Source organism: Xanthomonas sp. 3075 (assembly GCF_014197275.1).
GTDB lineage: Bacteria > Pseudomonadota > Gammaproteobacteria > Xanthomonadales > Xanthomonadaceae > Xanthomonas > Xanthomonas campestris_B.
On sequence record NZ_JACIFI010000003.1, the window covers coordinates 38,255 to 63,901 of the forward strand.

Annotated in this window: 18 protein-coding genes and 2 pseudogenes; 12 read left to right on the top strand and 8 right to left on the bottom strand. The window is 65.3% G+C overall.

Annotated features, from left to right (window positions below; genetic code table 11):
- Positions 1-38 precede the first annotated feature (38 nt).
- From GGR62_RS03835 to GGR62_RS03850, 4 genes are all read left to right on the top strand, one after another.
- Positions 39-923, top strand: a complete 885-nt coding sequence (locus tag GGR62_RS03835; protein WP_184406660.1) for a carbon-nitrogen hydrolase family protein — start codon at positions 39-41, stop codon at positions 921-923.
- A 190-nt stretch (positions 924-1,113) separates the two neighbouring features.
- Positions 1,114-2,211 (top strand): DUF3616 domain-containing protein, encoded by a 1,098-nt coding sequence (locus GGR62_RS03840; protein ID WP_184406661.1) that lies wholly within the window; start codon positions 1,114-1,116, stop codon positions 2,209-2,211.
- A gap of 67 nt (positions 2,212-2,278) precedes the next feature.
- Positions 2,279-3,682: a glutamate--tRNA ligase gene (gene gltX, locus GGR62_RS03845; protein WP_184406662.1), complete on the top strand. Its 1,404-nt coding sequence runs from the start codon at positions 2,279-2,281 to the stop codon at positions 3,680-3,682.
- Positions 3,683-3,697: 15 nt separating this feature from the next.
- Positions 3,698-4,192 (top strand): transcriptional repressor, encoded by a 495-nt coding sequence (locus tag GGR62_RS03850; protein WP_184406663.1) that lies wholly within the window; start codon positions 3,698-3,700, stop codon positions 4,190-4,192.
- A 641-nt stretch (positions 4,193-4,833) separates the two neighbouring features.
- Here GGR62_RS03850 and GGR62_RS03855 read toward each other — a convergent pair.
- Positions 4,834-5,454 (bottom strand): TetR/AcrR family transcriptional regulator, encoded by a 621-nt coding sequence (locus GGR62_RS03855; protein ID WP_184406838.1) that lies wholly within the window; start codon positions 5,452-5,454, stop codon positions 4,834-4,836.
- A 132-nt stretch (positions 5,455-5,586) separates the two neighbouring features.
- On the opposite strand from GGR62_RS03855, the gene GGR62_RS03860 reads away from it, so the two are divergent.
- From GGR62_RS03860 to GGR62_RS03880, 5 genes and pseudogenes are all read left to right on the top strand, one after another.
- Positions 5,587-6,792 carry an efflux RND transporter periplasmic adaptor subunit gene (locus GGR62_RS03860; RefSeq protein WP_184406664.1) on the top strand — a complete coding sequence of 402 codons (1,206 nt, stop codon included), beginning with the start codon at positions 5,587-5,589 and terminating at the stop codon, positions 6,790-6,792.
- 15 nt (positions 6,793-6,807) lie between these two features.
- Positions 6,808-9,954, top strand: coding sequence for an efflux RND transporter permease subunit (locus GGR62_RS03865; protein ID WP_184406665.1), 3,147 nt, complete (start codon positions 6,808-6,810; stop codon positions 9,952-9,954).
- Between the two features lies 1 nt (position 9,955).
- Positions 9,956-11,443, top strand: a complete 1,488-nt coding sequence (gene adeC, locus GGR62_RS03870; protein ID WP_184406666.1) for an AdeC/AdeK/OprM family multidrug efflux complex outer membrane factor — start codon at positions 9,956-9,958, stop codon at positions 11,441-11,443.
- Positions 11,436-12,122, top strand: a complete 687-nt coding sequence (locus tag GGR62_RS03875) for a TetR/AcrR family transcriptional regulator (RefSeq protein ID WP_184406667.1) — start codon at positions 11,436-11,438, stop codon at positions 12,120-12,122. Before adeC ends, GGR62_RS03875 begins: the two co-directional genes overlap by 8 nt.
- 243 nt (positions 12,123-12,365) lie before the next feature.
- Positions 12,366-12,941 (top strand): annotated as a pseudogene (locus GGR62_RS03880) (aldo/keto reductase); the annotation flags it as partial.
- An 18-nt stretch (positions 12,942-12,959) separates the two neighbouring features.
- Here GGR62_RS03880 and GGR62_RS03885 read toward each other — a convergent pair.
- Positions 12,960-13,630, bottom strand: a pseudogene (locus GGR62_RS03885) (AraC family transcriptional regulator N-terminal domain-containing protein); the annotation flags it as partial.
- 209 nt (positions 13,631-13,839) lie between these two features.
- Between GGR62_RS03885 and GGR62_RS03890 the strand changes: the two are divergent.
- Complete coding sequence (locus GGR62_RS03890; RefSeq protein ID WP_184406668.1) at positions 13,840-14,043, top strand: hypothetical protein; 204 nt, start codon at positions 13,840-13,842, stop codon at positions 14,041-14,043.
- A gap of 135 nt (positions 14,044-14,178) precedes the next feature.
- Here GGR62_RS03890 and GGR62_RS03895 read toward each other — a convergent pair whose 3' ends face one another.
- Positions 14,179-15,099 (bottom strand): LysR family transcriptional regulator, encoded by a 921-nt coding sequence (locus tag GGR62_RS03895; RefSeq protein ID WP_184406669.1) that lies wholly within the window; start codon positions 15,097-15,099, stop codon positions 14,179-14,181.
- 99 nt (positions 15,100-15,198) lie between these two features.
- Between GGR62_RS03895 and GGR62_RS03900 the strand changes: the two genes are divergently transcribed.
- Together GGR62_RS03900 and GGR62_RS03905 are read left to right on the top strand one after the other, a co-directional pair.
- Positions 15,199-16,404, top strand: a complete 1,206-nt coding sequence (locus tag GGR62_RS03900) for an MFS transporter (RefSeq protein ID WP_184406670.1) — start codon at positions 15,199-15,201, stop codon at positions 16,402-16,404.
- Positions 16,405-16,566: 162 nt separating this feature from the next.
- Positions 16,567-17,598, top strand: coding sequence for an aldo/keto reductase (locus tag GGR62_RS03905; RefSeq protein ID WP_184406671.1), 1,032 nt, complete (start codon positions 16,567-16,569; stop codon positions 17,596-17,598).
- A 68-nt stretch (positions 17,599-17,666) separates the two neighbouring features.
- Here the strand turns inward: GGR62_RS03905 and GGR62_RS03910 are convergent, their stop codons facing one another.
- The 5 genes from GGR62_RS03910 to GGR62_RS03930 all read right to left on the bottom strand — a co-directional run bounded on the left by GGR62_RS03910 (position 17,667) and on the right by GGR62_RS03930 (position 25,498).
- Positions 17,667-18,254, bottom strand: coding sequence for a hypothetical protein (locus GGR62_RS03910; protein ID WP_184406672.1), 588 nt, complete (start codon positions 18,252-18,254; stop codon positions 17,667-17,669).
- A gap of 1 nt (position 18,255) precedes the next feature.
- Positions 18,256-20,040: a S8 family serine peptidase gene (locus tag GGR62_RS03915; RefSeq protein WP_260305494.1), complete on the bottom strand. Its 1,785-nt coding sequence runs from the start codon at positions 20,038-20,040 to the stop codon at positions 18,256-18,258.
- A gap of 134 nt (positions 20,041-20,174) precedes the next feature.
- Positions 20,175-20,786 carry a hypothetical protein gene (locus GGR62_RS03920; protein ID WP_184406673.1) on the bottom strand — a complete coding sequence of 204 codons (612 nt, stop codon included), beginning with the start codon at positions 20,784-20,786 and terminating at the stop codon, positions 20,175-20,177.
- A gap of 1 nt (position 20,787) precedes the next feature.
- Entirely contained in the window at positions 20,788-22,563 is a 1,776-nt protein-coding gene (locus tag GGR62_RS03925; RefSeq protein ID WP_184406674.1) for a S8 family serine peptidase, read from the bottom strand.
- Between the two features lie 868 nt (positions 22,564-23,431).
- Positions 23,432-25,498, bottom strand: coding sequence for a TonB-dependent receptor (locus tag GGR62_RS03930; protein WP_184406675.1), 2,067 nt, complete (start codon positions 25,496-25,498; stop codon positions 23,432-23,434).
- Positions 25,499-25,647 lie beyond the last annotated feature (149 nt).

Consider the following 25,647-nt stretch of genomic DNA (forward strand, 5'->3'; position numbering starts at 1 on the left):
CACGTCGCCTCATCGCTCCATCATCACAAGGCCGCCAGATGAAAATCGCCGTCGCCAAATATCCGATCGGCAAGCCCGCCGATTTCGCCGCGTTCGCTGCACGCCAGTCCGCGTTGGTGAGCGAGGCCGCCACTGCCGGGGCACGTGTGGTGGTGTTGCCGGAGTATCTGGCGCTGGAACTGGGCGCGACGTTCGCCACGCAGGTTTCTGCCGGTCTGCCCGAATCGCTGGCAGCGATCCAGGCGCTACGCACGCCGTGGCTGGGGTTGTTTGCCGGCCTCGCGCGCCAACATCGGGTGCATCTGATTGCCGGTAGTTTTCTGCTGGACCTGGGGCAGGGCCGTTACCGCAATCGCAGCGACTGGTTCACGCCTGACGGCCTGCACGGCTGGCAGGACAAATTGCAGCTCACAGGTTTCGAAAAGGCCACCGGTTTGATCGTGCCGGGCGATACGGTGAAGGTGTTCGACCTGGACGGCATCCGCGCGGCCATTGCAATCTGCTACGACAGCGAATTTCCGCTGCCGGTACGCGCGCAATACGAGGCCGGCGCGCGCTTGTTGATCGTGCCCAGTTGCACCGACACCGCCGCCGGGGCGATGCGGGTACGCATCGGCTGCCTGGCGCGGGCGCTGGAAAATCGCGTGTTCGTCGCGCAATCGGTCACCGCTGGGGAAGCGCCCTGGAGCCCGGCGCTGGACGTCAATACCGGCGAAGCGGCGGTGTTCGCGCCGATGGATGTCGGTTTCCCGGCCGATGGCGTGCTGGCGCAGACCCAGGGCGACGCCGTGTGGGCCTACGCGGAGCTGGACTTCGACGCATTCGAGGCCAGCCGCGCCCACGCGCAGGTCGCCAACGACCGCGATTGGCCTGGACAGTTGGCTGCCACGGTGACGCGTGCCAAGCTGGCCGCGTTCGATTGACCTAGCGCGGCCAACGCTCACTTCCAGGCAGGCGCGGTGGGCGCGCGCTGCGGCATCCATCCATCGCTCTTACACTGCGGTGCGCGTCACCCCCTTCGCGCCCGGCCGAGCACTGCGCGCCACGCGCTTGCCAGGTCACTGTTTGTTCGCCACTTCGTGTGTCCCCAGCAACGCCACCCACCAGGTTCCCATGGCCAAGAAAACCCTGATTCCGCATAGCGTCCGTCTCGAATTCGCGCCTGGCGCGCTGGTGCACAGCAACCTGTCCGGCGCTGCATTTACCGACGACTGGCTGTGGGTGGCCGGCGATGAGGCCTGCGCAGTGGACCGCTTGCGCAAGCTCGCCCCCGTGCAGCGCGAGACGCTGCGCTTCGGCGAAGGGCGCAGCTTTGCGCTGGCCGAGTTGCTGGACCTGCCGGGCGAGGCCGCCGAGGAGGCGGATCTGGAAGGCATGGCGCTGTCGGACGGGTATTTGTGGGTGATCGGCTCGCATGGGCTCAAGCGCAAGAACGCCAAGCCGGGACGCGACGATGCCGAAAACGCCAAGCGCCTGACCAAGCTCAAACTCGATGCCAACCGCCGCCTGCTGGCGTGCCTGCCGATCGAGCAGGCTGCCGACGGCACGCCGCACCTGGTGCGCGAAGCCGCCGACGGCCGTCGCGCACTGCGGCTCAAGGGCGATGCCAAGCACAACCAGCTTACCGAGCTGCTGGCCGACGATCCGCATTTCGGCCCGTTCCTGAAGATCCCCGGCAAGGACAACGGCTTCGACATCGAAGGCATCGTGGTGGACGGCCAGCGCCTGCTGCTGGGCCTGCGCGGGCCGGTGCTGCGCGGTTGGTCGGCAATGCTGGAGATCCAGGTCCAGGTCCAGGCGCATGGCGACCATCTACGCCTGGCGCCGCTGGACGAAGACGGCACGCTGTTGCGCAAGCACTTCCTGCAACTGGGCGGTCTGGGCATCCGCGACCTGCACTATTCCGGCGACGACCTGTACCTGCTGGCCGGCCCGACCATGGTGCTGAACGGTGAAATCCGCCTGTTCAAATGGCCGGGCGCGCGCGCAGTGCTGGCCGCCAACCGGGCGCCGGTGCGCTTTCAGCACGAGCTGCTGGAATCGGCGGTGTTGCCGCACGGCACCGACAGCGACCGCGCCGAGGCGATCTGCAACCTGCCCAAGCAGTTGGCCGGCAATACGCCCGCCTGGCTGGTGCTGTACGACGCGCCCGGCCCGGCGCGCAGCGGCGATGACTGTGTGGTCTACGGCGACCTGTTGCGCAATCGCTGAGCCGCAAGCGGGCAGGTCTGCGCTGCCCGGGGTAAAATCGGCCGACACCCGTTCCGCCGAGCGCTCCATGACCTGCCGCACCCGCTTTGCTCCCAGCCCCACCGGTTACCTGCATATCGGCGGCGCCCGCACCGCCCTGTATTGCTGGCTGGAGGCACGTCATCGCGGCGGGCAATTCGTGCTGCGCATCGAAGACACCGACCGTGAGCGCAGCACCCAGGAGGCCATCGACGCCATCCTGGAAGCGATGGAGTGGTTGGGCCTGGGCTATGACGAAGGCCCGATCTACCAGACCCAGCGCGTGGCCCGCTACCAGGAGGTCGCCGAGCAGCTGCTGGCGCAGGGCAAGGCCTATTACGCCTACGAAACCCGCGAAGAACTCGACGCCATGCGCGAGGCCGCGATGGCCAGGCAGGAAAAGCCACGCTACAACGGTGCCGCCCGCGAGCAGAAGCTGCCATACCGCGACGACCCCAACCGGGTCATCCGCTTCAAAAACCCGGTCGGCGGCACGGTGGTGTTCGACGACCTGATCAAGGGCGTCATCGAGATCGCCAACAGCGAGCTCGATGACATGGTGATCTTCCGCCCCGACGGCTTCCCCACCTACAACTTCGCGGTGGTGGTGGACGACTGGGACATGGGCATCACCGAGGTGATCCGTGGCGACGACCACATCAACAACACCCCGCGCCAGATCAATATCTATGAGGCGCTGGGCGCGCCGGTGCCGAAGTTCGCGCACATGCCGATGATCCTGGACGAGCAGGGCGCCAAGCTGTCCAAGCGCACCGGCGCCGCCGATGTGATGCAGTACAAGGACGCCGGCTATCTGCCGCACGCGCTGATCAATTACCTGGCCCGTCTGGGCTGGTCGCACGGCGACCAGGAGTTGTTCAGCCGGCAGGAATTGCTCGACCTGTTCGACGTCAAGGACGTCAACTCCAAGGCCGCGCGGCTGGACATGGCCAAGCTGGGCTGGGTCAACCAGCATTACCTCAAGACCGACGACCCGGCCAGCATCGCCCCGCAGCTGGAATACCAGCTCGCCCGGCTCGGCATCGACGTCGCCGCCGGCCCGGCTCCCGCCGACGTGGTGGTGGCCTTGCGCGAGCGCGTGCAGACCTTGAAGGAAATGGCCGAAAAGGCCGTGGTCTGGTACCAGCCGCTGGAAAGCTACGATGAGGCGGCGGTGATCAAGCACCTGAAATTGGGTGCCGAAGTGCCGCTGGGCAAGGCGCGCGAACTGCTCGCTGCGCTGAGCGAGTGGAGCGTGGAGAGCGTCTCCGCGGCGCTGCACGACGCTGCCGCCGCGCTGGAACTGGGCATGGGCAAGGTCGCCCAGCCGCTGCGCGTGGCCATTACCGGCACCCAGGTCAGCCCGGACATTTCGCAGACGGTGTATCTGGCCGGACGCGAGGGTGCCTTGAAACGCATCGATGCGGCACTCATCAAGATAGGAGCGGGCTGACCGCCGGAGCCTGTGATGAAACCCAACGAACATGCCTGCACTGCACCGCATCACCACGTCGACGATGCCAACGGTTTCGTGCGCGCGGTGGAGCGCGCGTGCAGCGAACGCGGCCTGCGGCTGACGCCGATCCGCGCCAATGTCCTGCGGCTGATCGCCGACGCCGGCAAGCCGGTCAAGGCCTACGAACTGCTGGACTGGGTGCGCGAAGGCAAGGGCGTCGGCGCCGACGCCCCGCCCACGGTGTACCGCGCGCTGGATTTTTTGATGGCCAATGGCTTTGTGCACAAGCTCGAATCGGTCAACGCCTTCGTCGCCTGCCATCACCCCAACAGCGCCCAGCACTCGGTGCCGTTCCTGATCTGCGACCGCTGCCATAGCGCGGTGGAACTGGAAGACCGCGAGGTGGTGGCGCAACTGGAAGCCCGCGCCAAGGCGCTGGGTTTCCAGCCGCAGGCGCAGACGCTGGAAGTGCATGGCTTGTGCGCCAAGTGCGCCGTGACAGAGTAAGGATCGCCAGGCAAGTGCAGGGCGGTTCACTTAGAGCAGCTAACAAAACCTGGCGAGCGAGCGCTTGTCAGTGAGTGCAGTGGTTTTGTCGGCCGTATCTTGGTGGATGCCGTCAGAAGTCCAGATCAAACACTGAGTGGGTCGAATGCGCGGTGCCCTCACCGCTCGCGGGACACGCCGTGAATCCATCCCTGGAGGCTCGGTGGCGGCATCCATGCCGCCACACGGTCCCGCCAGCGGCGAGGACACCGCACCAGAGACTCCGCTGGTTGCTGTGTTTAAACCCATGCATGCCGACCATCTCGACTGGTCCTTGCCCGCCCAGCGTCGTGGGACCTTACGCGGCATGGATGCCGCGTAAGCGCTTACAAGGACGTACTTGCGGCGTGTCCCGCGACGGTGGGCTGCAGCCAGGCAGCAGATCCGCCGGCCTGTGCAGTAGGCTGGCGTGAGTAGTTCTGTTAGCCGCGCTTAGTTGCCGGCAGTGCGCAGACGTAGCACTCCGCTGCAGCCAAATGCGCTGTTGTTGTCACACCAACAAGGCTTCGAACATCGCGCACGTGCACGAATGCTGTGCAGCCGCAGAAGCGAGAGCGTTAGCGACTGATCGCTTACCCAACGTATCAAACCACCGCCGCGCATCACGCCGCAGCGGTGTTCTTGCATCCATAGCCTGCCAAAAACAGCTCCACGGCGCGCTGCGTCGCATCGCGGAGATACTCCGGCGAGGGATCTTTGAGTGCGCCGAACAGGCAGGGCATCAGGGTTTCCGCTTCGATCAGGGCACCAAGTTGCTTTGATGCAATCACGACGTCGGCGCACCGGATCTGGCCGCGGTCCATCTGTTTCTGCAGGAAATCTGCCATGCGTTGCATGCCTTCTTCGGGGCCGGCGTTGAAGAACAACGCGCCCACGTCAGAACGTCCCGACACGCCGATGATGGTCTGCCAGATGGTGATCGAGCTGGGTGCGCACAGGAAGGTGAGGATGTCCTCGCCAAAGCGCTGCAGGGTCTCGGCGAGCGTGCCGTTGGCGTGCTCCAGCGCATCCAGCAACGGGTCGATGTAGCTGTCGCACATGTCCTGGGCGAAAGCGATGAAGAGTTCTTCCTTGGACGGGAAATAGCCGTAGAGCGTGCGCTTGGAGCCGCCCACGCGGGCGGCGATCTGCGACATCGAGGCGCCTTCGAAGCCCAGTTCGAGGAAGACCTCGCTGGCCGCCTGGACGATGGCGTCGCGCTTTTCTTCGGTTCTGACCCGCATCGACTCACTCCGCTTTTGGACTTTAAGTATACCAACTGGGCAGAAATGCTTGACGCCCACGGATGAGCTTATTAGGATACCGAACCGTACCGTTTAGATTTAACCATCCTGCGTCCCTTCGGAGACCTCCTCGTGCGTCCTCATGCCTCGTATCGCCTGCCCCTGCTCGCTGTTGCCACTGCTGCCACCGTCCTGCTCAGCGCCTGCGGCAGCCCGCCGGGGGGGCCACCGCCGGAGGAGGGCATCCCGGAGATGGCGGTGCTGACCGTCAAGCAGCAGCCGGTGTCGCTGACCACCGCGCTGCCGGGGCGTACCGTGCCGTACCTGATCGCCGAAATCCGCCCGCAGGTGGGCGGCATCGTGCAGTCGCGCCAGTTCACCGAGGGCGGCGAGGTCAAGGCCGGGCAGACGCTGTACCAGATCGATCCGGCCACCTACCGCGCCAGCTATGCCAGTGCCCAGGCCACCCTGGCCAAGGCGCAGGCCAACCTGCGCACCGCCAGGCTCAAGGCCGAGCGCTACACCGAGCTGGCGCAGATCAAGGCGATCAGCCAGCAGGAAGGCGACGACACCGCCGCAGCGCTAGGCCAGGCCGAGGCCGACGTGGCCGCCGGCAAGGCAAGCGTGGAAGCCGCGCGTATCAATCTGGCATTTGCGCGTCTGGACGCTCCGATCTCCGGCCGCATCGGCCGCTCCAGCGTGACGCCGGGCGCGCTGGTGACCGCAAACCAGGCCACCGCGCTGACCACCATCCAGCAGCTGGACCCGATCTATATCGATGTCACCCAGCCCAGCGCGGCGGTATTGCGGCTGAAGCAGGCGATGGCGCGCGGCGACCTTGAAAAGGTCGGCGAGGGCGCTGCCAAGGTCTCGCTGCTGCTGGAAGACGGCAGCCGCTATCCGTTGCAGGGCCAGCTGGCGTTCTCCGATGTCACCGTCGATCAGGCCACCGGCTCGATCACCCTGCGCGCAGTGTTCCCGAACCCGAACGCCGATCTGCTGCCGGGCATGTACGTGCGCGCGGTGCTGCAGGAAGGCGTCAAGCAACAGGGCGTGCTGGTGCCGCAGCAGGCGGTCTCGCGCAATGGTGCCGGCAAGCCGACCGTCTTCGTGGTCGGCGCCGACCACAAACTGCAGTTGCGCGTGCTGGACACCGACCGCGAAGTCGGCGACCAGTGGCTGGTGCGCAGCGGCCTGAAGCCCGGCGAACAGGTGGTGGTCGAAGGCGCCTCGCGCGCGCGCGACGGCCTCCAGGTCAAGACCGTGCCATGGCAACCCAAGCGCACCGACGCTGCGGGCGCGCCATCTGCGCCCACCACGCCGCGTGCGGCGAATTAAGGCGGATCACACGACATGGCACGCTTTTTCATCGACCGTCCGATCTTCGCGTGGGTGTTGGCCATCATCGTGATGCTGGCCGGCATCCTGTCCATCGCCACCTTGCCGATCGCGCAATACCCCAGCATCGCGCCGCCCGCCGTCGCCATTACTGCCAATTATCCGGGCGCCTCGGCGCAGACGCTGGAAGACACCGTCACCCAGGTCATTGAGCAGAAGATGAAGGGGCTGGACCATCTCAGCTACATGGCCTCCACCAGCGAATCCAGCGGTGCGGTGACCATCACGCTGACCTTCGACAACGGGACCGACCCGGACACTGCGCAGGTGCAGGTGCAGAACAAGCTGTCGCTGGCCACGCCGTTGCTGCCGCAGGAAGTGCAGCAGCAGGGTGTGACGGTGACCAAGTCGGCCACCAACTTCGTCAACGTGCTGGCCTTCACTTCCGAAGACGGCAGCATGAGCGATTCGGACCTGTCCGATTACGTGGCGGCCAACGTGCAGGAAACCATCAGCCGCGTCGAAGGCGTGGGCGACACCACCTTGTTCGGTTCGCAATACGCCATGCGCATCTGGCTGGACCCGGACAAGCTGAGCAATTTCAATCTCACCCCGGTGGACGTGCGCACCGCAATCCAGGCGCAGAACGCGCAGGTGTCGGCCGGCCAGCTCGGCGCGTTGCCGGCGGTGGCCAACCAGCAGCTCAATGCCACCATCACCGCGCAGACCCGGCTCAAGACCGCCGAACAGTTCGAAAACATCCTGTTGCGCACGCAGACCGATGGTGCGCAGGTGCGGCTGCGCGATGTGGCGCGCATCGAACTGGGCAGGGAAAGCTACAATACGGTCGGCCGCTATAACGGCAAGCCAGCTGCCGGTCTGGCGATCAAGCTGGCCACCGGTGCCAATGCACTGGATACGGTGCGGGCCATCGACAAGAGCCTGGAAGAGCAGGAGAAATTCTTCCCGCCGGGCATGAAGGTGCAAAAGCCCTACGACACCACGCCGTTCGTGCGCATCTCCATCGAGCAGGTGGTGCACACGCTGATCGAAGCGGTGGTGCTGGTGTTCCTGGTGATGTACCTGTTCCTGCAGAACTTCCGTGCCACCTTGATTCCGACGATTGCGGTGCCGGTGGTGTTGCTGGGCACCTTCGGTGTGCTGGCCGCATTTGGTTTCACCATCAATACGCTGACCATGTTCGCGATGGTGCTGGCGATCGGCCTGCTGGTGGACGATGCCATCGTGGTGGTGGAGAACGTCGAGCGCGTGATGAGCGAGGAGCAGTTGTCGCCCAAGGACGCCACGCGCAAATCGATGGACCAGATTTCCGGTGCGCTGGTCGGTGTGGCGCTGGTGCTGGCGGCGGTGTTCGTGCCGATGGCGTTCTTCGGTGGCTCCACCGGCGTGATCTACCGGCAGTTCTCGATCGCGATCGTCTCGGCCATGACCTTGTCGGTGCTGGTGGCGATGATCCTGACCCCGGCCCTGTGCGCCACCTTGCTCAAGCCGGTGCAAAAAGGCCATGGCATGGCCACCACCGGCTTCTTCGGCTGGTTCAACCGCATGTTCGATCGCGGCAACCACCGCTATCAAGGCGTGGTGCGGCACATGCTGGGCAAGGGCTGGCGCTACATGCTCGCCTATGCCGTGCTGCTGGCGCTGGTGGTGGTCGGCTTCATGAAGTTGCCGGTGGGCTTCTTGCCGGACGAGGATCAGGGCACGTTGTTCGTGCTGGTGCAGTTGCCGCCAGGTGCCAGCGATGCGCGCACCAGCGAGGTACTCAAGCAGGTGGAGCATCACTTCCTGGTCGATCAGAAGGATTCGGTATCAGGCGTGTTTGCCGTGTCCGGTTTCAGTTTTGCCGGTAGCGGCCAGAATACCGGCCTGGCGTTCGTCAAGCTGCGGCCGTGGGACGAGCGCACCGGCAAGGGGCAGGGCGTCACCGACGTGGCTGCCAAGGCGAGTGCCTTCTTCGCCGACATTCGCGATGCCAGGGTATTTGCGTTCGCACCGCCGGCGGTGTCCGAGTTGGGCAATGCCACCGGCTTCGACCTGATGCTGCAGGACCGCGCCAACCTCGGTCATGACGCCTTGATGCAGGCGCGCAATCAGTTGCTTGCCGAGTTGTCGCAGGACAAGCGCCTGGTGGCGGTGCGCCCGAACGGGCAGGAAGACACGCCCGAGTTCAAGCTGGAGATTGACCCGCACCGTGCGCAGGCGATGGGGGTGTCGATTGCCGACATCAACAACACCTTTTCCAGCGCCTGGGGCAGCGTGTACGTCAACGATTTCATCGACAAGGGACGCGTCAAGAAGGTCATGCTGCAGGCCGACGCGCCGTACCGCATGAACCCGCAGGACGTCGACCGCTGGTTCGTGCGCAACAGCGCCGGCACCATGGTGCCGTTCAACGCCTTCGCAACCGCCAGCTGGCAATCGGGCTCGCCGCGGTTGGAGCGTTACAACAGCGTGCCGTCGGTGGAAATCCTGGGCATGGCGCTGCCCGGCGCGGCGTCCAGTGGCGAAGCGATGCAGATCGTGGAAGCGGCGGCATCCAAATTGCCACCGGGCATCGGCTACGAGTGGACTGGATTGTCGCGGCAGGAAAAATCCTCCACCGGCCAGACCGGCCTGTTGTACGGCCTGTCGATCCTGATCGTGTTCCTGTGTCTGGCGGCGTTGTACGAAAGCTGGGCGATTCCGTTCTCGGTGATCCTGGTGGTGCCGCTGGGCGTGTTCGGCACGCTGCTGGGGGCAATGCTGACCTGGAAAATGAATGACGTGTACTTCCAGGTGGGGTTGTTGACCACGATTGGCCTGGCATCGAAAAACGCGATCTTGATCGTGGAGTTTGCCAAGGAGCTGCACGAAAACGGCAAGAGCCTGATCGAGTCGGCGCTGGAAGCGGCGCGCATGCGTTTGCGGCCGATCCTGATGACATCGCTGGCCTTCATCCTGGGCGTGGTGCCGTTGGTGCTCGGCAGCGGTGCCGGTGCCGGCGCGCAGCATGCGCTGGGCACGGCGGTGATCGGCGGCATGTTGTCCGGCACGGTGCTAGCGATCTTTTTCGTACCGCTGTTCTTCGTGCTGGTTAGCGGCGTGTTCAAGCGCCGCGTGCAGCCTGCCACGCCCGCCACTGCGCAACCGACAGGACACTGACATGACACCGATTCGCATGACACTTGCCGCGATCGCGGTAGCCAGCGTGCTGTCTGGCTGCACCATGATGCCGCGCTACACCCGCCCAGACGCGCCGGTACCGGACCACTTCGCCGGGGTCGGGTCCACCGCAACGCCTGGTGCCGCTGACACCGAACAGGCGCGCAGCGTGGCCGATATCGGCTGGCGCGAGGTCTTTACCGACCCTGCGTTGCAGCAGGTCATCGCGCTGGCGCTGCAGAACAACCGCGACCTGCGCGTGGCTGCACTCAATATCGAGGTGGCGCGCGCGCAATACCGGGTGGAGCGGGCTGCGTTGGTGCCCGCCATCGATGGCACCGGCACCGCGAACAATTCGCGCACGCCGAGCGAGCTTGCCATCCCCGGGCAGCCGGCGGTGTTTCGCACCTACAGTGCCAACATCGGCATCAGTGCCTACGAACTGGATCTGTTCGGGCGCGTGCGCAGCCTCAAGGAACAGGCGTTGCAACAGTTCCTGTCCACCGCCGAAGCCCGGCGCAGTACGCATATCAGCCTGGTCGCAGAAGTCGCCACCGTCTATCTGACCCTGGCTGCCGATCAGGCATCGCTGCAACTGGCGCAGTCCACCCTGAGCAGCCAAAGCGATAGCTATCGCCTGCAGCAACGCAGTTTCGAGCTGGGCGTCGCCTCGCAGCTGACCCTGCGCCAGGCGCAGACCACGGTGGAAACCGCACGCGTGGACGTGGAGCGCTACACCGCGCAGGTGGCGCAGGATCGCAATGCCCTGGTGCTGCTGGTGGGCACGGCTGTGCCGGAATCCTTGTTGCCGCGCGTGTTGCCCGACGGTGCCAGCGTGGACGGCAACGTGTTGGCCAGCGTGCCGGCCGGGTTGCCGTCGCAATTGCTGCAGCGTCGCCCGGACATCCTGGAGGCCGAGCGCAACCTGCGTGCGGCCAATGCCAACATCGGTGCAGCGCGTGCGGCATTCTTCCCCAGCATCAGCCTGACCGGCTCGGTGGGCTCGTCCAGCAGCAGCCTGTCGAACCTGTTCGATTCGGGCACGCGCGCCTGGAGCTTTGTGCCGACGCTGACCTTGCCGATCTTCAATGCCGGGCGTAATCGCGCCAATCTGGATATGGCCAAGGCCAACCGCGATATCGAAGTGGCCCGCTACGAAAAATCCATCCAGAGCGCGTTCCGCGAAGTGTCCGACGCGCTCGCGCAACGCGACACGCTGGGCCGGCAACTGCAGGCCCAGCAGGCATTGGTCGACGCGACCGCCGATAGCTATCGCTTGTCGCAGGCGCGCTTCGAGCGCGGCATCGACAGTTATCTGCAGGCACTGGATGCGCAACGCTCGCTGTACAGCGCCCAGCAGACCTTGATCGGCACGCAGCTGTCGCGCTTGACCAATCTGGTGACGTTCTACAAGGCCATGGGTGGCGGCTGGTTGCAGACGGCCGAGCCGGAGGTGGCCAGCGTCGCAACCGGGCAGCCGCATGGATGACGCCAACCCGGCCGACGACGGCCCGCTTGCGCATGCGCCACCCGGCAAGCGCGGCGCGATCCTGGCGGCAGCGCGTGCGCTGTTTCAGCGTGACGGATTCGAGGGCACCAGCATGGACAGCATCGCCCGACAGGCGCGGGTGTCCAAAGCCACGCTGTATGCGTACTTCGCGTCCAAGGAGGTGCTGTTCCGCACCACGCTCGAGACATTGGCGCATGCGCCGCGCAGTCACTGGGACGTATTGCTGCAGGCGCGCGGGCCATTGGATCAGCGCCTGATTGCCGTTGCCGAAGCGCTGCTGCGCGTGGCCCGCCGCAGTGCGTTGGACGATGCCGCGTACGCACTGGTGCGCCCGCCGTTGTTGCCCAGCCAGATGCGCGAGGAGATGTGGATGCTGTGCTTCGAGCGCTACGACCGCATGATGCGCGCCCTGCTGGCGCGCGAAGTCACCGAGGGCACACTGGCGATCGACGACCTGCCGGATGCATCAGTGCATTTCTTCGGGCTGATGACCGGTCTGCCGGCCAGTGCGACGATGCGTGGCGAGCTGTTTCAGGCACCGGCTGCAACGCAGCAGGCGTATGTCGCCAGTGCGGTAGCGCTGTTTCTGCGTGCGTATCGGCCGCAACCGTCGGCGGTGACCACCGCCGGCAAGCGCGAAGCGCCGAACGGGTTCTAACTGCAACGTCAGCACTGCGCGATGGATGGCAGTGGTCGGTGGCGCGTTGTCTGCATCCGCAGGCGCGGATCCAGCCGCATGATGCGGGCGCGCTGCGCGTTGATGAGGCTCGCTCATAAGCGTTAGCGCGGCCTGCGGTGCAATGCGCTGGCGGCACAGGACTATCGTCGCGCATCGGTGCTGCAGCGGTGTCGCCGCCCGTAGCCGACTCATTCGATGCGGCGGTTGCTGCAGGAGCAAAAAATGCAAAGACGACAGTTGGGAAACAGCGGCTTACAGGTATCGGCGCTGGGCTTGGGCTGCATGGGCCTGAGCTATGGTTACGGGCCGGCGACCGCGCACACGCAGGCCGTCGCTTTGCTGCAGGCGGCAGTGGAGCGAGGCGTCACCTTCTTCGATACGGCCGAGGCCTACGGGCCTTTTGCCAACGAGGCATTGCTGGGCAACGCACTGGTGGCGCACCGCGACCAGTTGGTGATTGCGACCAAGTTCGGCTTCAAGGAGGGCCATGCCGACGCCGGGCTCGACAGCCGTCCCGAGCGGATCCGTGCGGTGGCCGAGGCCAGCCTGACGCGTCTGAAGACCGATCGCATCGATCTGTTCTATCAACATCGCGTGGACCCGGCGGTGCCGATCGAGGAGGTGGCCGGCACGGTCAAGGACCTGATCGCCGAAGGCAAGGTGACGCATTTCGGGCTGTCCGAAGCCGGTGCCGACACCATCCGGCGCGCGCATGCGGTGCAGCCGGTGACGGCGGTGCAGAGCGAATACTCGTTGTGGTGGCGCGAGCTGGAGACCAGTGTGCTGCCGACGCTGGAATAGCTCGGGATCGGCTTCGTGGAAGGTGGAGCGGCTCATCGCCGACAGATCGGCGATCTGCTCGATGCTGAAACGCTGCGCGTAGTGCTCGCGCAGCCACACGACGGCCTTGGAGATCTGGTTGAGACGGCTGTCGGCAATCGCCATCTGGCGCACCACCGCATTGGCGGGGTCGGCCATCAGGCGATAGAGCAATTCGCGCGTGACCAACGGGGCCAGCGCGGCGATCTCCTGCGGTCGGTCGAGCAGGCCTGCCAGCCGCACCGCAGCGTCGTACAGCTGCGGCGTGCTGCGTTGAGCAACAGACCGGCGCTTGCGGTGTCGCGCTGCGGCTCGGCAAGTTCTGCGTGGTGGATCGCCAGCTCGCTGAGCACCGCTGTGTCCAGGTCCAGGCAAAAGCACAGGTACGGGTGCGTGGCGCTGGCCTCGATCACCGAGCCGACGATGGGCAGGTCCACCGATGCCACCAGGTACATCTGCGGATGGTAGTGATAGGCCTGGGCTCCCAGCATCGCGCGCTTGCGGCCCTGCGCCACCAGGCACAGCATCGGCGTGTAGACGGTGGGGATGGAGTCGGTGGCGACGGCGCTGCGCATCACGTGCAACCCGGCGATCGGCGTGGCGTGGATGCCGTCGGCTGGCGCATGGCGCAGCAGGATGTCGGTCAGGTCGGCGGTGGCAGAGGGCATGCGGGACGCTCGTGCGCTGGCGTTGTGCGGCACAGCCGCGGTAGTGCGGTCCTACAAGGGACGCCGTGGTGCGCCCATCAGCGGCAGACTCGACAATGCCGCCGATGCCTGCACGTGGCAGTGAGCCGCAGCCACCAGGCCAATGTCGCTGATCGATCACTCACGCACATTCCGTATTCTTGCGACCTGTCTCCGGTGTCCCGATCGTCATGCCTGCAAACCCCCGATCCCTTGCTGCTCCCTCCACCCCAGCCGACTGGAAGGCGATCGAACAGGCGGCGACTGACGAGCTTGCCAGGCGCACGCAGCTGGCGCATCAGCAGATCATCGGTCTGCTGAGTACGCACGGACATCTGCTCAGCGATGCCCAGCGACGCGCGCTTGGCAAACGCCTGCAGCGCAGCCGGACATAAGGCGTCCGCGTGGTGGCGCTGCCGGCATCGGCAACGCGCTGCGCGCACAGTTGGCCCGGACCTGCGGACGGCGACACGTAGCGTGCGGCATGCGCGCCGCCGACGCGAGTTTTCAGCAGGCCGTCATGCAGGCGCTCATGCGCCCGTTGCCGATTCCCACGGCGGCGTCTGGCCGAAATGTTCGAGCAGAAAATCCACAAACGCACGCACCCGTGGCGGCTGCAGCCGGCGCGCGGGCATTACGGCGCTGATCTGCGAGGTGGCAGGCCGGTAGTCGGCCATCACCTCGACCAGGCGACCGGCGCGCAGGTCGTCGGCGATATGCCAGTACGAATGCACCGCGATGCCTTGCCCGGCGAGCACCGCATCGCGCACCAGTTCGCCGAAGTTGCTTTCGAAGCGGCTCTGCATGCGCACCCGCACCTGGCCGCCATCCGGCGTCTGCAGCGTCCACAGGTCCTGGCGGCCATCGCGGCCCATCAGCAGCACGCCAGGGTGCTGCATCAATTCCTCGGGAGTGCGCGGTGTGCCGTGTCGCTGCAGATACGCAGGCGAGGCAGCCAGCATGCGGCGGTTGTCGGCAATGCGCCGGGCCACCAGGCCGGAGTCGTCGAGCGCGCCGATGCGGATCGCCAGGTCGAAGCCCTGCTGGACCAGATCCACCAGGTCGTCGCTCAGATGCGCGCTGATGCGCAGGCGCGGGTGGCGGGCCTGGAAGGCGGGCAGCAGCGGGGAAATGTACTGACGCCCGAACGAGGCCGACAGCGTGACCCGCAACGTCCCGCCGATGTCGTGGGCACTCTCGCGCAGGTCGTCGGCCAGCGCTTCCAGGTCGCCCACCAGCACCCGGCCGCGCGCGGCCAGTTGCTGCCCTTCCGGTGTGGGGTGCAGGCGCCGGGTGGTCCGGTGCAGCAGGCGCACGCCCAGGTCGCGTTCCAGCCGTTTCAGGCGCTGGCTGGCCACCGCCACCGACAGATCCAGCGTGTGCGCAGCAGCGGTGATCGAGCCCAGGTCCAGCATGCGCAGGAACAGCGCGATATCGCCGAGACGGTCCATGCATTATCAACGTGGCATTGAAAGTGAATCAGCATAACAAGGCTTCTTGAAGAGGATTGTGCGGCGCAGGCTGTGCGCAGTCCTTGCCTGGTTCCTGTCATGTCCTCTCCTGTGTCCCGTCTGCCGCCAGCCCTGCTGGCGCTGACCATCGGTGCCTTCGGCATCGGCACCACCGAGTTCGTCATCATGGGGCTGCTGCAGCAGGTGGCCACCGATCTGGGGGTGTCGCTCAGTGCCGCCGGCCTGCTGATCAGCGGCTATGCGCTGGGGGTGTTCGTCGGTGCGCCGGTGCTGACGCTGGCAACTGCGCGGCTGCCCCGCAAGGCCGTGCTGGTCGGCTTGATGGCGATCTTCACCCTGGGCAATGTGGCCTGCGCGCTGGCATCGGGCTACACCAGCCTGATGGTCGCGCGTGTGCTGACCTCACTCGCCCACGGCACCTTCTTCGGCGTGGGCGCAGTGGTGGCGACCTCGCTGGTCCCGGCCGAGCGCCGCGCTTCGGCGATTTCGCTGATGTTCGCCGGCCTCACCGTGGCGACTCTGCTGGGCGTGCCGGCCGGTGCGTGGCTGGGTCTGCAATTGGGCTGGCGGGCTACCTTCTGGGCGGTGGCGGTGATTGGCGTGTTCGCCACGGCGGCAGTCGCGCTGTGGGTACCGGCGAGCGCAGGCGCTACCGCGCCGGTGTCATGGCGGCTGGAAGTGGCGGTGCTGGGGCGTGCGCAAGTGGTGTTGGCCCTGGCGATGACGGTGGTGGGCTACGCCGGCGTGTTCGCAGTGTTTACCTATATCCAGCCGTTGCTGGTGGATGTCACCGGGTTTGCGCAGGCGGCGGTGTCGCCGGTGTTGCTGGTCTTCGGGGTGGGCATGATCGTCGGCAATCTGCTGGGCGGCCGTCTGGCCGACCGGCGTCCCACTGCCGCCTTGCTGGGCAGCCTGGCGGCGTTGGTGGTGGTGCTCGCTGCGATGGGCGTTGTGTTGCATCACAAGACCGCGATGGTGGTGTGCGTCGGATTGTTGGGCGTGGCCGCCTTCGCCACCGTGGCGCCGTTGCAATGGCGCGTACTCGAATATGCGCGCGGGGCCGGCCAGAACCTGGCCTCCAGCCTCAATATCGCCGCGTTCAATCTGGGCAATGCCCTGGGCGCCTGGCTGGGCGGTGTGGTGATCGCCACGCGCGCCGGCCTGGTGGCCACACCATGGGTTGCCGCACTGCTGACCGTCGTCGGTCTGGGCATCGCGCTGTGGAGTGTGCATCTGCATCGTCGTGGTGCCGTCGCGCCGGGCGTGTGCGTGCAGCCCGGTTGATTTGCGGCCTCGCGCGTGGCGTGTGCAGTTACCGCAGGCGCTCACCAGACCTGCGCGATCGGTGCAGGTCTTCGGCGAGCGGGTGTTTGCGCTTGGCGTCGCGCGCTGTCGGATTGACCGGCACTGCGCGCACAGTTTCTTTCGGCTTCACGGAGTAGTGCGATGGATACACGTTTTCTCGGTCGTTCCGGCTTCAAGGTGCCGGTGCTCGGTTTGGGCGCCGGCACCTTCGGCGGCAAGGGGCCGCTGTTTTCCGCATGGGGCAATACCGATGTGGCGCAGGCACGGCGCATGATCGATCTTTGCCTGGAGGCGGGCCTCACGCTGTTCGATACCGCCGATGTGTATTCCGATGGCGCCTCCGAGGATGTGCTCGGCCAGGCGCTGCAGGGCCGCCGCGATCAGGTGATCCTGTCGACCAAGACCGGCTTGCGGCTCGGAGATGGACCCAACGACGCAGGTGCTTCGCGCTTTCGTTTACTGCGTGCAGTGGATGCGTCGTTGCGACGGCTGCGCACCGACTATATCGACCTGCTGCAGCTGCATGCCTTCGATGCGATGACGCCGATGGAAGAAACGCTATCCACGCTCGATGACCTGGTCCGCGCCGGCAAGGTGCGCTACCTGGGTGCATCCAACTACGCCGGCTGGCAGTTGATGAAGTCGCTGGCGGTGGCCGACGCACAGGGCTGGAGCCGCTTCGTCGCCAACCAGACCTATTACTCGCTGGCCGGGCGCGATTACGAGTGGGAACTGATGCCGCTGGGCATCGATCAGGGCGTGGGTGCGGTGGTGTGGAGCCCGTTGGGCTGGGGGCGGCTGACCGGCAAGGTGCGCCGGGGCCAACCGCTACCGGACAACAGCCGGCTGCATGCCACTGCGGCCGCCGGTCCGGCCATCAGCGACGAACGCCTGTTCGCGCTCGTCGATGTACTCGATGCGATCGCCGAAGAAACCGGCCGCAGCGTGCCGCAGATCGCGATCAACTGGCTGCTGCAACGGCCCACCGTGAGCACGGTGTTGATCGGCGCGCGCGACGAAACCCAGTTGCGCCAGAACCTGGGCGCAGTCGGTTGGTTGTTGACCGCCGAGCAACGCGCACGTCTGGATGCGGTGAGCGCGGTGGAGCCGCCGTATCCGTATTACCCGTATTGGCGTGGACACTTCGCCGAACGTAGCCCGCTGCCGGTGTAACGCGGGCTGCGTCATTGCGCCGCGCTGCCCCCCATGGTGACAGCGTGGCGTGCATCACCGCAGCCGCATTACAACGGCCGTGCCGCGCGCGGAATCACGTCGGGCTTGATCGCTCCAACGCCCGCGCTGCCCTGCAATTGCGCACAGTTTTTCAGGGCAGTTGCCACCGAGTCGTAGCCGATCATCGCGCTGCCATCGATGGCCGATGCATAGACCAGCTTGCCGCCAGTGCGCGTTGCGAGTGCACGCGCGATGGCAGGGGTGGTGTCGAACAATTTGATCGAGGCGCCAAGTAGTGCCAGCTGGCCGCTGCGCGTTTCCAGCGCTGCCGCGACAGTCGCCGGTTGTTCCGTGAGCGCTGCGGTGCGTGCGGCGCTCGCGCTGTCGAGATAGACGGCGTAGCGATCGAAGCGCGCTAACGGCGCATCCGCGCTGGTTTGCGTGCTTTGCAGCGACGCCGTGCGCCCAGCGGCGCGCGCCGTGTCGGCCACGCGGACCACCGCACCGGGAATCAGCCGGAAACTGGCACGACCCACTACAACCGTTTGCCCGGTCGCGGCAGCGCGCAGGCGTGCGCTATCGAACACTTGTGCCGAGGCGGGCGCGCAAACACTGGCTGCAACGACACCCAGCAGGGCGATCAGAGATGTCTTCATGTCAGTGGCCCACCACGCGCATTTCGAATTCCGTCAATTGTTCCTTGCCGTTGTCGGCAAGCATGTCGTCCACCTCAAGGGTCCAGCGTCCGGCCGAGGGTTCGTCCAGGAAGGCATTGCTCGACGTCAGGAACACCACCAAGCCTTCGTCGCTCTTGTCGAGCGTGGAAAACGGCGTCATCACGGTGCTGCGGGTGCCGCTGGGCGAGACCAGCACGGTGCGCAGGTTGCGAGGATCCTTGTGCGTGCCAGAGAAGTAGAGCTGCACGCTTTCCACCTTGAAGGACTGGCTGATGTCGATCGACAATCGTGCAGGTGACCCGGCACCGCCGATGGTGCTGCTTTTGCCGTCGTAGACCGTCCACTGGGTGTCTTTCATCGCCGGCAGCGAGGTGAAATGCACGGCGCGTTCCACTGCGGCGGCTCCGTCCACCAGGCCGAACCCATACCAGTTGCTGAAATGATGTCCGGCCGCGTTGGTGATCCAGCCTGGCTCGATCACGCTGCCGTTGTAGAACACCTTTGGCTGCTTGGGGTCGACCTGCACCGCAGTGGTCGCCAGGATGTATTTGACGTCGCGCAGGGTCAGCTGCGGGTTGGCACTCAGCATCAACGCCGCAACGCCTGCGACGGTAGGGGCCGAAGCCGAGGTGCCGTTCATCCGTGCGGTGTAGTTGCACGATGCATCGATCTTGGACTTGCTGCTGTCCAGCGCATTCTGCATTGCGCGCGTGCGGTCGCGATTGTTGCCGGCTTTGCAGCCGCTCAAATCGGTGGTGACGATCGCTGGCGAATAGAACGGCTGCGGGCTGGTTGCATTGAGCAGCCCGTACGACGCCTTGAAGGTCTCCGGATGTGGGTCGAACCTGCGTTGGAATCCAAATTCGCCGGAGAGCCCGGATACCCACAGTGCAGACCCGGGCGATGAGTAACTGGCGCGCACCCCGTTGGCGTTGACCGCACCGACCACGATCATGGTCGACAGGCTGTTGAAGTTGTCGATATTGGCCGTGCTGCAGGCAACGCCGAGCTGCCGGGTCTGGTCGCTGCAGCGATCGATCAGCTTGCCCTGTGCATCCACATCCAACAGCGTAGTGAAATCATTGCCCGCCGATTTGACGTATATGCCGCCCTTGCCGCCACGCTGGGCCTGCATCAGCCGTTCCAGTGAGCGTTGTTCGTCGGTGTCGCTGTATTGATAGAACGCAGCCGAGACCCCGAAGCTGTTGTTGAAGACATCCATCACGCGGGCTTCGGGCCCATCGCCCCAGGAATAGCGGGTGTTGACGTACTGGGTGCTGCCATCGGTGGTGTCGCTGGCGTTGAAGCCGGCCAGTTTCGCTTCCGGTGCAACGCCGCGCCCGCCGATGCCGTTCCATCCCCGCGCAGCGATGATGCCTGCCACTGCGGTGCCATGATCGCCGTCGATGTCGCTCGCCGGCGGAGTGGGGTCGTTGGAACCGTTCAAGAAGTTGTGCGAACCGTTGCGCAGGATGTTGTCGACAAGATCCGGGTGCGCAATCTCCAGCCCGTTATCGACCACCGCCACGTTGACGCCTGCGCCGCGGATGCCCTGCGCGTGCAGGATGTCCACGTCCATGTCCACGCCGGGCAGTGGACGTCCGTCGCCGAACACCGGCTGGCCTTGGTTGAGCAGATGCCATTGGTAGCGGAACAGCGGATCGTCGCCTTGCGTTTTCTGCTTGACCGCGACGCCTACAGCGGGTTGCGCGGCTACCTTGTCCGAACTGGCCGCACCGGTACACAGGCACAGTGCCAGCAGCAGCGCAGACGACAGCGCGGAGCGCTGCGAGGAAAAAATCATCATGTCCCCTCATCAGAAGAAAAACTGCGGTGATGGCGCCGATGACAGCGCGCCAGAGACGACGGTCGCAGGTGTCTGCCTGCGGCCGTCGGGTGTCACATCGGCTGCCTGACTGACTGCATCACCACCAGCGATGCCTGCGTAATGCCGTTGCTGCCCTGCAGCTGGGTCGCAGCGCGTTGTGCCTGCTCGATCGAGTCGTAGGCGATCACCGCGCTGCCGTCCACCCGGGAGGCGTAGACGATGTTGCCGCCGGTCCTTCCGGCCAGCGCGGTTGCCGTGGCAGGCGTGGTGCCGGTCAGCTTCACCTGCGGCCTGACCAGCACGACCCGGTCGTTGCGCTCGTTCACCGCGGCAGCGAGCGTGCGTTCTGGCGTGGCGGTTTGACTGCGGGCCGCGCTGACAGGCGGGTCGAGCACCACCAGGAAGTTGCCGATGCGTGCGAGCACCTTGCCGCCCGGCGACGGCGTGGCAGACCCCGCACGCGCCACGCCGGAAGGCCCCGATCTCGGCTTGGCATCGACGGCGGATATCTTCTGCGTGATGACCGTGGCGGGCAACATGCGGAATGTCTCGGTCCCGGAGCGGAAGCGTGCGCCGGTGGCCGCCGCCGACAGGGTCTGCGGGTCGGCCGCCTGCGCTGCATGCGCAATGCCGCTCGCAGCGCTGCAGCCCAGCAACAGGGAAACAACAAGAGCGATCTTCATGTCAGTGCCCCACGATGCGAAGATTGAAGGTCTTGAGCGCGGCGGTCTTGCCGGGTTCGCTCATGTCGGTGACTTCCAGTGTCCAGATGCCGCGTGAGGTTTCGTCCAGAAAGGCATTGCTGGAGGTGAGATCGATATAGAAGCCGGTCTTGGCATAGGCCGCCGGGTCCAGGACCGAGAACGGCGTGGCCACCACGCTGCGGGTGCCGCTGGGCGAGACGAGTACCACGCGCAGATTGCTCGGGGTCAGATGCGCCGATCGCAGCGACAACTGCACCGCTTCTATCTTCATCGCCTGCTCGATGCGGATGCGCAACGTGCCTGGCCTTGCCGGCCCGCCGATCTGGCTGGGTGCATCGGTGGACGCGATCCATTGCGTGTCGCGCATCGGCGGCAGCGGAGTGAAGTTGCCGGCCTTGTACACCGCTGCCGCGGCATCGGCCAGTCCGAAGCCGTACCAGTTGCTGAAGCGGTGTCCGGCCGCGTTGGTGATCCAGCCCGGGTCGATCACGCTGCCTTGATACGTCGCGCGCGGCTGGTAAGGATCGATCTGGCGTGCGGTGGTGGCCAGGATGTATTTGACATCGCGGGCGCTCAGGCCCGGGTTGGCACCCAATATCAGCGCCGCAACGCCGGAGACCGTTGGAGTCGCTGAGGAAGTGCCATTCATGAGCGCGGTGTAGTTGCACGACGCGTCGATCTTGGATGCACTGGTATCCAGTGCGTTGACGGGCAGGACACCGTCCAAATTTGCCCCGGCGCTGCAGCCGGTCAGGTCGGTGGTGACGATCGCCGGATCGTAGATGCCCGGCTCATCGAGACCAGGAAAAAACTTGCTCTGAAACCCGAATTCTCCGCCGATTCCCGAGACCCATAGCGCTGAGCCGCTGGAGGAGTAAGACGAGCGCACCCCTTTCGCATTGATGGCACCGACCACGATGATGCCGATGAGGTTGTTCGTTGGATCGGTGTTGGCCTGTGAGCAGCCGACATTCAACGCGCGCGTGGCGGCACCGCATATATCGACAGTGTTGCCCTTGTCGTCAGTGGTCAACACAGAATTGAAGCCGTTGCCTGCGGCCTTGACATAGATGCCGCCCAGGCCATTGCGGGTCGAGGCCATCAATGCTTCCCAGGAGCGCTGATCCTCTCTGGGCATGTCCACGTAGTTGTACGCAAGAGCACCCCAACTGTTGTTGAAGATATCGATGTTGCGCGCCTCCGGTCCGTCGCCCCATGCGTAGCGGATGTTTGCATCGGTGTCGGACGAATCGCGCGCGAGCAGATCGAATCCGGCCAGCAGTGCTTCCGGCGCGACGCCGCGTCCGCCCCGCCCGTTCCAGCCGACCGCCCCGATGATCCCAGCCACCGAGGTGCCATGGCCGTTGCCGGAGTCGATTGGAGTGGTGTCGTGCGAGCCATCGCCGAAGTTGTGCGAGCCGTTCGGCAAGACGTTGTCGGCCAGATCTTCGTGGCGCAGTTCCAGGCCGTCGTCCACGATGCCGACGCGTACGCCGTGGCCACGGATTTGCAAGGAATGCAGGATGTCCACGTCCATATCCACACCGGGTACCGGGCGGCTGTCGCTGATCACCGCCTGTCCTTGGTTGGAAAGATGCCATTGGTAGCGCAGCAGCGGATCGCCGGCCTTGTCCTTGGAAGCGGCGGTGGCGGTGGCAGAGGCCGCCGGTGTGGCGGCCCCTGCCGACAGTGGTGCCCCGGTGATCAGTAGGGTACCGATCAAGAGCGCGAGAGGGTGCCTGCGAAAACAGTTCATTCCGTTTGATTCCAGTCAGAGGATAGGCACGAGCGATACGACGCAGTCCCCACTTCCGGCCGATCAGGCGATCGGTCGGTGCAACTGCCTCAACACATTCGGGCCTTGCCTATCGAGCCGGAAGCAGAAGAGCCAGCAGAAGTTGAAAGTAGATCCGCGCGGCAGTGGCCGCGCGCATCACGTCCGCTCGAGCAACGCCGAAAACATGCCGTCGGTGCAAGGCGAGAGCGCACGCTGCGTGCAACAGGAAAAACGCGCAAAGCATGCAGTAGGGTCCATGTCTGTCCATTGCCAAAGAACCAGTGAAGCGCGTCTGCCCGAACCGCTGATGGATGCGAACGGGTCATCTGTCGGTTCCCCCCAAGTGCGCGTTCGCACAGCCGACGCTGGTAATGCCTGTCGATCGATGCTGCACCGATTAAAGATGGTGCAATCCGCGCTCGCAAGCCAAGCGTCGGGCGACACTCGCGTGACCTTTTGCACAGTTTCTGCATGGCATGCCGATCCACGCACGCGATGCGACGGTTTCGGCACAGGATTCGCCGCGATATGTTGCGATCCATTGAATGGCGATAGGCAGAACGCATCGTGGTGCGTTGACCTGCTTCGCATCCGGGGCGGCGCGCCACACCGACTGCGATGGTCGTGCGCAGGATGCGCAGTGATGCGATTGCCTGCCGAGGTGCCTTGTGAAAAGAGACCGACGAGGTCGTCTGCGCCAACATCCATGCATCTTGCGTCGTCCCGCTGCGTTCGCAGCGCCGCTAGGTGGTTCGTTGCCCTGCGCCGATGCCGGCAGGCCTGCCGCCAAAAATGACGAGGCCGCCCGAAGGCGGCCTCGCTTATGACGGCGGGAGAGAGAGCGCCGTCAGAAGAACATGCGCACGCCGAACGAGGCGCTGCGGCCGGGAAGCATCACATCGTCCTTGAGGAAGGAGGTGTGCACGCGTGCGTCCTGATTGGTCAGGTTGTTGCCGTCCAGGAACACTTCCCACGCATTGCTGCCGCGATCCACGTGGTAGGCCAGATGCGCATCGACGAACGTATAGCCGTCGGTGGCGGTTTCGTTCACTGCCACCTTGTCCTGCTTCATGGTGCGGGTGGCGCCGAGCGAGGCACGCCATGCATCTGCATTCCAGCGCATCTGCGCGCCGACGCGGCCCGGTGCGATGCGCGGCAGGTTGCCGCCCTCCTTCAGGCGCGCCCGCACGGTATCGCCGAACACGCGCAGATCCCAGGCGCCGGTGTCGTTGTTGGCCAGATGGAACGTGGCCTCGCCTTCGAAGCCATGGAAGACCGCATCGTTCTGCGTCCATTGACGGATCGGCAGGAAGTCGTTGTCTTCCTCGTTGAACCACTGGTTGCCGGTATCGACGATGTAGACGAAGTCGTTGTAGCGGTTGTAGTACGCCGCCACCTTGGCATCCACCCACTCGTTCTGGAAGTTCAGGCCCAGCTCGGCCTGGTTGGCCTTTTCGGTCTTCAGGTCGGCATCGCCGATCTCGAAGGCGAGGGTGGCGATGTGCGGGCCATTGGCGAACAGCTCTTCTTCGGCCGGCGCGCGTTCGGCGTGGTCGAGGTTGGCGGTCAAACGCCATTGTTCGTTGAAGCGGAAGCCGCTGCTGAGCGAGAAACTGGTGGGGGTGAAGTCGCGGTCCACGCCGATGTCGGTGGTGTACTTGACCTTGTCCACGCGCGCGCCGACTTCGGCAGTGACGCGGTCCCAGCTGTTGCGCGCAACGCCGAACACGCCGAGCGAGCGGGTGTCGGTCTTGGGCACGAAGGATTCTTCGCCCACTGCCTGGAAGGTGGTGTCGCTGCCCTGCAGGCCGAACGCGGTCTGCCAACCGCCGCCGAAGGTGAAGGAGGCTTCCACGCGGCCTTCGTTGGCGCGCTTGGTGAACACGGTGCCGACTTCCTCGCCTTCGAACTCGGTATGCGCGTAATCGGTGTGGCCCAAGCTGTAACGCAGCGCGCTACCCTCGCCCCACGGATCGGTGAGCCCGCCCTTGAGGTCGTAGCGGTCCTGCTGCAGCTTCAACGACACGCCGCGCTCGCCGATCGACAGGTCGCCCGGTTCGCCGGGATTGCCGTAGTTGTCGCGGAAACGCGAGGCCGACAGGCCGACAAAGCCCCAGTCGCCGGACAGCGAGGCGCCGACCGAACCCACCTTGGAATCGATCCACGAGTTGGCTTGCGGGCCTTCCGGGGTGTCGTAGTTGTTCTGGTTGCGATACACGCCGTCTGCGTGGATCGACAGGCCGCTGCCATTGCCGGCATCGACGCGGAACATGTCGGTGTTGCCGTCCTTGTCGCCGCCATCGAAGCGCACTTCGGCGCGGCCGCTGAAGCCGTCCACCGGGGTTTCGGCGATGCGCCCGTCGACCACGTTGACCACGCCGCCGATCGCGCCGGAGCCGTAGAGCAATGTCGACGGACCCTTCAGCACTTCGATCTGGTTGGCCAGGAACGGTTCGATCGCCGGCGAGTGATCCTGGCTGACCGTCGACACGTCCTGGGTGGACAGGCCATCGCGCAGCACCGCCACGCGCGGGCCGTCCAGGCCGCGGATGATCGGCCGGCCAACGCCGGGGCCGAAATTGGAACTCTGCACGCCGGGCAGGCTGGACACGGTTTCGCCCAGGCTCTCGCTACGCACTTCGTCCAGACGTTCGCCGGCCAGCACTTCGACCGGGCGGCTCAACTCGCCGGCCGCATCGCGCAACGGGCTGGCGGTGACCACGACCTTGTCCAGGTCTTTCACGTGGCGACCGCTGGAATGGGTGGCGTCGTGACGCGTGTCCGAACTGGGCGGCGTCTGCGGGTCGGCAACGGCCGGCGCGTCCTCGGCCATGGCCAGGGCAGGAGTCAGCAGACTGGTCAATGCCAGCGAGAGGGTGGTGCGGCGGAACGACGAAACGAGGCGAGAATGCATGGCGGGCCTGACTCTGTAATTGTTACTTTATATCAATGGTAAGGCGCAGTTCGCCTGCGCCGAGGACAAGACCTGCACCGCGCAACGCAGTGGCACAAGTCTGAAGTGAGGAATATGTTATATTATTCCACGTCGTTGTGAGCACCTGC